The organism is Marinobacter mangrovi, from assembly GCF_016798325.1.
GTDB classification, from domain to species: domain Bacteria; phylum Pseudomonadota; class Gammaproteobacteria; order Pseudomonadales; family Oleiphilaceae; genus Marinobacter_A; species Marinobacter_A mangrovi.
In genome coordinates this window covers 172790-181237 of sequence record NZ_JAERVO010000009.1, presented here as the reverse complement: position 1 = coordinate 181237, position 8448 = coordinate 172790, and the positions used below count along the sequence as shown (strand labels likewise).

The 8448-nt window shown below is 57.8% G+C and carries 6 protein-coding genes; 1 reads left to right on the top strand and 5 read right to left on the bottom strand.

The features are described from left to right. Positions 1 to 404: 404 nt before the first annotated feature. The 4 genes from pssA to JL474_RS21220 form a co-directional block, all read right to left on the bottom strand. On the bottom strand, positions 405 to 1244 hold the full coding sequence (gene pssA, locus JL474_RS21235) for a CDP-diacylglycerol--serine O-phosphatidyltransferase (RefSeq protein ID WP_123636762.1): 840 nt from the start codon (positions 1242 to 1244) through the stop codon (positions 405 to 407). Between the two features lie 140 nt (positions 1245 to 1384). Further along, positions 1385 to 2401, bottom strand: a complete 1017-nt coding sequence (gene ilvC, locus JL474_RS21230; RefSeq protein WP_123636763.1) for a ketol-acid reductoisomerase — start codon at positions 2399 to 2401, stop codon at positions 1385 to 1387. A 72-nt stretch (positions 2402 to 2473) separates the two neighbouring features. Continuing rightward, positions 2474 to 2965, bottom strand: a complete 492-nt coding sequence (gene ilvN, locus JL474_RS21225) for an acetolactate synthase small subunit (RefSeq protein WP_123636764.1) — start codon at positions 2963 to 2965, stop codon at positions 2474 to 2476. A gap of 3 nt (positions 2966 to 2968) precedes the next feature. Next, positions 2969 to 4687, bottom strand: a complete 1719-nt coding sequence (locus JL474_RS21220) for an acetolactate synthase 3 large subunit (protein WP_203143982.1) — start codon at positions 4685 to 4687, stop codon at positions 2969 to 2971. A gap of 527 nt (positions 4688 to 5214) precedes the next feature. On the opposite strand from JL474_RS21220, the gene JL474_RS21215 reads away from it, so the two are divergent. After that, the gene (locus tag JL474_RS21215) at positions 5215 to 5670 is read left to right on the top strand and encodes a DUF4124 domain-containing protein (protein WP_236012422.1); all 456 of its coding nucleotides are present in this window, start codon (positions 5215 to 5217) and stop codon (positions 5668 to 5670) included. 76 nt (positions 5671 to 5746) lie between these two features. Here JL474_RS21215 and clpB read toward each other — a convergent pair whose 3' ends face one another. Beyond that, positions 5747 to 8329, bottom strand: coding sequence for an ATP-dependent chaperone ClpB (gene clpB, locus JL474_RS21210; RefSeq protein ID WP_203143980.1), 2583 nt, complete (start codon positions 8327 to 8329; stop codon positions 5747 to 5749). Between the last annotated feature and the right edge of the window lie 119 nt (positions 8330 to 8448).

Genomic DNA, 8448 nt, shown 5'->3' with positions numbered 1-8448 from the left:
GTGGCGCGCATTCTACACTGCTTTGCCACCCTGTCAACCGTTGTTTTGAAGAAATCTGAAACTCGAAATTCTTAATCAAAACAATCGGTTGCCTTTCGATTCCGACCCCGCCTCAGTGGCGTGCCCCTCGAAAGAGATGCGCATTCTACAGACCCCAGCGGACCTGTAAAGGCCTTTTTAAAGCTTTTTAGTCAAAGTCTCGGTTTTCCGAAATGAACTGTTCAGAAGACGACCAGATACTCCCCGAACCCGATCATAAAACCACCAAAAATCAGCAAACCCGGCAAAACGGCGTCGAAGGTAAAGACCAACTCCCTGCCTGAAAATCCACACGAGCATCCATAAACGACAAAAGGGCTGTTTCCAGCCTGGAAACAGCCCTTTTTTCAGATAGAACGCTGGCCTTATTGGCCGCCTTCATTTCCGTCAGAAGCAACCGGCTTGGTTCGCCTCATTTTACGGAACAACGCCTGAGTCGGTCCGGACAGCCCATAGACCAGGAAACCGACAAAAAGCACCGTCCCAGGATCCAATGTCACGACCACAAACACCAGGACCACGACAAGAATGGCCGCAAAAGGCACACGCCCCCGCAAGTCCAGATCCTTAAAGCTGCGGTAGAGGATGTTGCTGACCATCAATACGCCCGCGCCAGCGACCACCAGAACCGTCAGCAACTTGAGCCAGACCTGGGGCTCGAACCCCTGGAAGCACCAGACCAGCCCCGCCACAACAGCAGCGGCCGACGGACTTGGCAAACCGACAAAATATTTCTTGTCGACCGAACCAATCTGAGTATTGAAGCGCGCCAAACGTAAGGCGGCACCTGCCACGTAAATAAAGGTAATGGCCCAGCCGAATTTACCGAAGCTGTTCAGAGACCAGAAAAACGCGACCAAACCCGGCGCAACGCCAAAGGCGACCATGTCGGCCAGGCTGTCGTACTCCTCACCGAACTTGCTTTGGGTATTGGTCATCCTGGCGACACGGCCGTCCAGACCATCCAGAATCATGGAGACAAAGATGGCAATTGCCGCTTTCTCAAACATGCCATTGGCGGCCGACACCATCGCGAAGAAGCCTGAAAACAGCGAAGCCGTCGTCAGCAGGTTGGGCAGCAGGTAAATCCCCTTGCGACGGACCCGCGCGCCCTCAACCACTTCTTCTTCCACAACTTCTCCATCCTGCTGCAGCGCTTCATCTGTGTTCGAGACGCTGTGTTCCGATTCGTTTTTTTCGCTCATTCCGATTCAACCCACAAAACATGCAACGGGCATTATAGCTGATCCACCACCCTGTACGGTCAAGTGACAGAAATGCAAAGCAAGATGCCCACAACGAAAAAACGCGACCCGAAGGTCGCGTTTTCCGACAAAGCTAACGCTTAGTTCTTTTCCTTGTCCACGATCTTGTTCGCGGAGATCCACGGCATCATGGAACGCAGCTTCTCACCCACCACTTCAATGTCGTGACCGGCATTGAGGCGACGGCGCGCCGTCATGGACGGGTAGTTGGTATTGCCTTCCTGGATGAACATCTTGGCGTATTCACCGCTCTGGATGCGCTTCAGTGCATTGCGCATGGCTTCACGGGACTGCTCGTTGATGACTTCCGGACCGGTGACGTACTCACCATACTCCGCATTGTTGGAGATGGAGTAGTTCATGTTGGCGATACCGCCTTCATACATCAGGTCGACGATCAGCTTCAGCTCGTGCAGACACTCGAAGTACGCCATTTCCGGCGCGTAGCCCGCCTCGGTCAGCGTTTCGAACGCCGTTTTCACCAGCTCAACGGTACCGCCACACAGAACGGCCTGCTCACCAAACAGGTCGGTTTCGGTTTCGTCCTGGAATGTGGTTTCGATGATACCGGTACGGCCACCGCCGATCGCACTGGCGTAGGACAGCGCAATGTTCTTGGCGTTGCCGGAAGCGTCCTGGTGGATGGCGATCAGGTCCGGAATACCGCCACCACGAACAAACTCGGTGCGTACGGTATGGCCCGGCGCCTTCGGTGCCACCATGATCACGTCCAGATCCTTGCGAGCCACGATCTGGTTGTAGTGAACGTTGAAGCCGTGAGCGAACGCCAGCACGCCACCGTTCTTCAGGTTTGGTTCGATCTCGTTTTCGTAGATGGCTTTCTGGTTCTCGTCCGGAGCCAGAACCATCACGATGTCCGCTTCTTTGGACGCTTCGGCAACCGTCTTGACGGTCAGGCCAGCGCCTTCGGCCTTGGCGGCTGAGGAAGAGCCGGCACGCAGACCGACCACAACGTCGACGCCGGAATCCTTCAGGTTGTTGGCGTGAGCGTGGCCCTGGGAGCCGTAGCCAATGATCGCCACTTTCTTGCCCTGGACGATGGAGAGATCACAATCTTTATCGTAAAAAACCTGCATAACTTTCCCCTGTTACCTATCGGACCGCATCCGGTCGCGAGTCTTTAAATGGTGACTATCAGTTACTGAGAATCAGATACTGAGAACTTTTTCACCCCGGGCGATGCCCGAGACGCCTGAACGTACGACCTCCAGAACACCGGTGGTGCCGACCGCCTGGATAAAGGCATCGAGCTTGTCACTATCCCCGGCCAACTGGACGGTATAGACCGTACTGGTCACGTCCACGATCTGACCCCGGAAAATATCGACGGTTCGCTTGATCTCCGCGCGTTGCGATCCACTCGCTTTGAGCTTGATCAGCATCAGTTCGCGTTCGATGTGCGAGCCCTCGGTCAGGTCCACCAGCTTGACCACCTCGATCAGCTTGTTCAGCTGCTTGGTAATCTGCTCGATAACCCGATCCGACCCCGTCGTGGTGACCGTCAGTCGAGAAAGCGTTTCATCCTCAGTCGGCGCGACCGTCAGGGTCTCGATGTTGTAGTTGCGCTGGGAAAACAGGCCGACAACGCGAGACAGCGCACCCGGCTCGTTTTCAAGCAAAACAGAAATGATTCGACGCATGGATCACACCCTCTCCGTTTTGCTGAGCCACATGTCCTTCATCGAGCCACGGGCCACCTGCATCGGGTAGACGTGCTCGTGCGGATCAACATAGATATCGATGAAGACCAGTTTGTCCTTCATCGCGAAGGCTTCCTTGAGCTTGGGCTCAAGATCTTCCTTGCGGTCGATGCGAATACCCACGTGGCCATAGGCCTCGGCCAGCTTGATGAAATCCGGCAGGGATTCCATGTAGGACTGGGAGTGACGGGATTCGTAGTTCATGTCCTGCCACTGCTTGACCATGCCCAGGGCCTGATTGTTCAGGTTGACCACTTTCACCGGCAGGTTGTACTGCTTACAGGTACTCAGCTCCTGGATGTTCATCTGGATACTGCCCTCGCCGGTGACGCAAATGACGTCATCGTCGGGGTAGCTCAACTTGACACCCATCGCCGCCGGCAGGCCGAAGCCCATGGTGCCGAGGCCGCCGGAATTGATCCAGCGGTTGGGCTTGTTGAACTTGTAGTACTGGGCCGTGAACATCTGGTGCTGGCCGACGTCGGTCGTCACATAGGCGTCGCCATTGGTCAGCCGGTGCAGCGCTTCGATCACTTCCTGGGGCTTGATGTAGGTATCGCTCTTTTCGTAGCGCATACCGTGAAACGCCCGCCACTCGTCGATCTGCTTCCACCAGGCCTTGAGTGCATCGTTATCCGGCTTGGCCTTGCTTTCCTTGACCAGGGCAATCAGCTCTTTGAGCACCGAATCCACCGGACCGACAATGGGCACGTCGGCTTCGACCGTCTTGGAAATGGACGCCGGGTCGATATCGATGTGGATGATGCGTGCGCCCGGGCAGAACTTCTCGGTGGCGTTGGTCACCCGATCGTCAAAACGGGCACCCACCGCGAGGATCAGATCCGAGTGGTGCATGGCCATGTTCGATTCATAGGAACCGTGCATCCCCAGCCAGCCCAGTGACTGCTTGTCGGAGGCCGGGAAGCTGCCAATGCCCATCAGGGTATTGGTGACCGGATGGCCCAGCATGTGCGCCAGGTCCGTCAATTGCTCCGAGGCCTTGCCAAGAACGACGCCACCACCGGCATAGATGATGGGACGCTTGGCCGCCAGCAGCATTTCCGCCGCCTTGCGGATCTGGCCGGCATGGCCCCGAATCGCAGGATTGTAGGAGCGCAGTTTGACCTTTTTGGGGTACTCGTACTCGTAGCGCTCGTTAGGCGTGGTCATATCCTTCGGGATATCGACCACCACCGGTCCCGGACGGCCGGTCGCCGCAATGTAGTAGGCCTTGCGGATAACTTCGGGGATCTCCGACGGATGACGCACACTGATGTTGTGCTTCACCACGGGACGGGATACACCGATCATGTCCGTTTCCTGGAACGCATCCTCGCCGATCAGGGTGGAAGCCACCTGACCACAGAGAACCACCATCGGAATGGAATCCATGAAGGCTGTGGCAATGCCGGTAATGGTATTGGTCGCACCGGGACCGGACGTCACCAGTACGGTACCGGGCTTGCCACTGGCCCGGGCGTAACCGTCCGCCATGTGAACAGCGGCCTGTTCATGGCGAACCAGGATGTGTTTGACCTTGTCCTGCCTGAACAGGGCGTCATAGATATGCAGCGCTGCACCACCCGGATAACCGTAGATGTACTCGATCCCTTCATCCTGCAGGGAACGGATCAGCATGTCTGCGCCAGACAATAACTCCACTTTCTCTACCCTCTCTATAGAGTGAATGTACCGGACTGTCGCCGGTTGCCTGGGGTTCCGGTGCATTGCTTCTTGTGAAAGCCGGACCGGACATTCCACCACACTGAGGGACGCAGAGGTTGTCTCTCCTGGCCAGCCGGGCCTCCTGAGGGTGCCGGAGGTCGGCCATTCGTCGGGCTGCACGGAATACAGCCCCATCACGCGGGCTGCGCGAAAGGTTCAGCGTGGTAATCAACGGGGATACTGCTCGGGATTGCCTGCCGTATTCACCCCTGTTTTCAGGCAATCGCCAATTGTGACAGCGGGAAACGTCCTGTCAATAGCGAAGCCTCGCGAAGGCGCGCCGCGGCGGCTTTTGGGGACCAATGCGGTTACATAATTACGACAGCCCGATGCTGGCCATCGCACAGTTTTTGGCTAATCCTAAGCAGAACAGGCCCAGCCATGGCAGAATGGCGGCGTGACGACAGTTGAATCCGCCGGCAATGTCCGATTGCCGGTTGAACAGGGAAACAGGTTGTATCTGCATGAAAACACTTGGCATTGCTCTGACCTTTTTACTCGCCATCAGCTCTATTACGGCAACCGCCGCTTCCGTCTACAAGTGGAAGGATGAAAATGGCGTCGTTCACTTCGGCGACCAGAAACCGATGAACAAGCAGAGCGAGACCGTCAATGTTCGCTCCGGCACGTCCAAAGCGGACACCGACGAGAAACGGATGTCGCCCCAACAGGAAGTCGACGCCCTCGACAAATCCCGCGCCGAGCAGGCCAAGAAAGACAAAGAGAGCCGAGAGGAAGAAGCTCAGGCCAAGCAACGCCAGAAGAATTGCGAAATCGCCACCAAGAACCTGCAGACCATCAGCAACCACGCCCGCATCAAGATCAGCGAAGACGGCGAGCAGCGCTACCTGTCTCCGGAAGAAATCCAGGAGAAGAAAGAGCAGTTCCAGAAAATCATCGATGAAGATTGCACGAACTGAGCCATCGTCGTCTCAAAATAAAAAGGGGCCTCAAGAGGCCCCTTTTTCGTTAGGTTAATGGATAACCGTTCCTTGATCAGGCGGCTTTACGACTAAACCCCAACTGATCGCCGTCGACGTCCGCCACAATGGTGTCGCCCGGCGCAAAGTCACCCTTCAGCAGGCGCTGAGCCAACGGGTTTTCGATCAATCGCTGGATGGCCCGCTTCAAAGGACGCGCGCCATACACCGGGTCGTACCCCACTTCGCTGATCCGATCCATCGCGGCATCGGACAACTCCAGCGTCATGTCCTGATCCCGCAAACGACGACTCAGCGACCCGATCTGAATCCGTGCGATCCCTTCGATCTGGTTGCGCGCCAGCGGATGGAACACCACCACTTCATCAACCCGGTTGATGAATTCCGGGCGGAAATGGGTGCCGACCACCTCCATCACCGCGTCTTTCATGGCGTTGTAATCGTCCTTGCCGGCCATGGTCTGGATCAGGTCCGACCCCAGGTTCGACGTCATCACGATCACGGTGTTGCGGAAATCGACCGTGCGCCCCTGGCCGTCGGTCAGGCGCCCATCTTCCAGCACCTGCAACAGGATGTTGAACACGTCCGGGTGCGCCTTTTCCACCTCATCGAGCAACAGGACAGAGTAGGGCCGGCGACGGACCGCTTCGGTCAGGTAGCCCCCTTCCTCGTAACCCACATAGCCGGGAGGCGCGCCGATTAACCGCGCCACGGAGTGCTTCTCCATGAACTCGGACATGTCGATCCGCACCATCGCCTCTTCCGTGTCGAACAGGAATGAGGCCAGCGACTTGCACAGCTCGGTCTTGCCCACGCCCGTGGGCCCGAGGAACAGGAACGAGCCGTTGGGCCGGTTGGGATCGGACAGCCCGGCACGGGACCGCCGCACGGCATTGGCCACGGCCTCGACCGCTTCGTCCTGCCCAATCACCCGCTCGTGCAGGGCCTCTTCCATGCGCATCAGCTTGTCGCGCTCACCCTCGAGCATCTTGGACACGGGAATCCCGGTCCACTTGGACACGACTTCGGCGATCTCTTCGTCCGTCACCCGGTTGCGCAGCAGCTTCATTTCCATCATTTCGGCCTGGCTGGCCATGTCCAGTTGACGCTCGAGTTCCGGAATCGTGCCGTATTGCAGCTCGGACATCTTGCCCAGGTCGCCAGCACGACGGGCGTTTTCCAGATCAATCCGGGCCTGTTCCAGCTGGCTCTTGATCTTCTGGGAGCCGTGCAGAGCGGCTTTTTCCGTATTCCAGACTTCCTCGAGGTCGGCATACTCGCGCTCGACGTTGCCAATCACATCCTTGAGTTCCTCAAGACGCTTCTTGGATGCCGCATCGGTTTCCTTCTTCAGGGCCTCGCGCTCAATCTTGAGCTGGATCAGCCGGCGCTCCAGACGATCCAGCGCCTCCGGCTTGGAGTCCATCTCCATGCGGATCTGGCTGGCCGCTTCATCGACCAGGTCAATCGCCTTATCCGGCAGCTGACGATCGGTGATGTACCGGTGCGACAGCTTGGCCGCCGCGATGATCGCGCCGTCAGTGACCTCAACGCCGTGATGCACTTCGTAGCGTTCTTTCAGGCCGCGCAGGATGGCGATGGTGTCTTCCTCGGAGGGCTCGGACACCAGCACTTTCTGGAATCGACGTTCGAGGGCCGCATCCTTCTCGATGTTTTCGCGGTACTCATCCAGAGTCGTGGCGCCCACGCAGTGCAGCTCGCCCCGTGCCAACGCCGGCTTGAGCATGTTGCCCGCGTCCATGGAGCCTTCGGCCTTGCCAGCTCCGACCATCGTGTGGATCTCATCGATAAACAGGATGATCTGGCCTTCCTGTTTGGACAGTTCATTGAGCACCGCCTTGAGACGTTCCTCGAACTCCCCGCGGAACTTGGCGCCCGCAATCAGCGAGCCCATATCCAGTGACAGGACCTTTTTATCCTTGAGACCGTCAGGCACCTCGCCATTCACGATCCGCTGAGCCAGACCTTCGACAATCGCCGTTTTACCCACGCCGGGCTCACCGATCAGCACCGGATTATTCTTGCGCCGGCGCTGCAGGACCTGGATGGTGCGGCGGATTTCGTCGTCCCGGCCGATCACCGGATCCAGCTTGCCTTCAGCCGCGCGTTCGGTCAGGTCAATCGTGTACTTGGACAGGGCCTGACGGTTCTCCTCGGCCGAGGCGTCGTCCACCGATTCGCCACCGCGAACTTCGTCGATCGCCTGCTCCAGCGCCTTTCGATCCACATTGTGCTCGCGCAGGACGCGACCCAGCGTGCCGCGATCTTCCAGCGCCGCCAGCAGGACCAGCTCGCTGGAAATGAATTGATCCTTACGCTGCTGTGCCAGTTTGTCCGCAATGTTGAACAAGCGCCCCAGGTCATTGGACATGGCCACGTCGCCGGCCGAACCTTTGACCTCCGGCAGGTTTTCGATTTCCCGGGCCACGGACTGGCGCAAGCGCGCCGGGTCCGCCCCGACCTGCTTCAGCAGGGGTTTGATAGAACTGCCGTCCTGATCCAGCAATGCCTGCATCAGATGGAGTGGCTCGATAAAGTTGTTGTCCTTACCCACCGCAATGGACTGCGCTTCGGCCAGTGCGGTCTGGAGTCGACTGGTCAGTTTGTCGATTCGCATGTTGTTTCCTCGATTCCGGATAGAAAACGCCGCTGTGGGAGACGTTCAATCCGTCTCTGGCGTTGTGATCTGTTTTAAATGTAGGGGCGTCGGAGGGGACTTCAAGCGGTCGTGAGGGA

Coding starts and splice junctions, on each gene's coding strand:
- pssA (WP_123636762.1), bottom strand. CDS start 1,244: ATGAGCGAAAAAAACGAATCGGAACACAGCGTCTCGAACACAGATGAA.
- ilvC (WP_123636763.1), bottom strand. CDS start 2,401: ATGCAGGTTTTTTACGATAAAGATTGTGATCTCTCCATCGTCCAGGGC.
- ilvN (WP_123636764.1), bottom strand. CDS start 2,965: ATGCGTCGAATCATTTCTGTTTTGCTTGAAAACGAGCCGGGTGCGCTG.
- JL474_RS21215 (WP_236012422.1), top strand. CDS start 5,215: ATGAAAACACTTGGCATTGCTCTGACCTTTTTACTCGCCATCAGCTCT.
- clpB (WP_203143980.1), bottom strand. CDS start 8,329: ATGCGAATCGACAAACTGACCAGTCGACTCCAGACCGCACTGGCCGAA.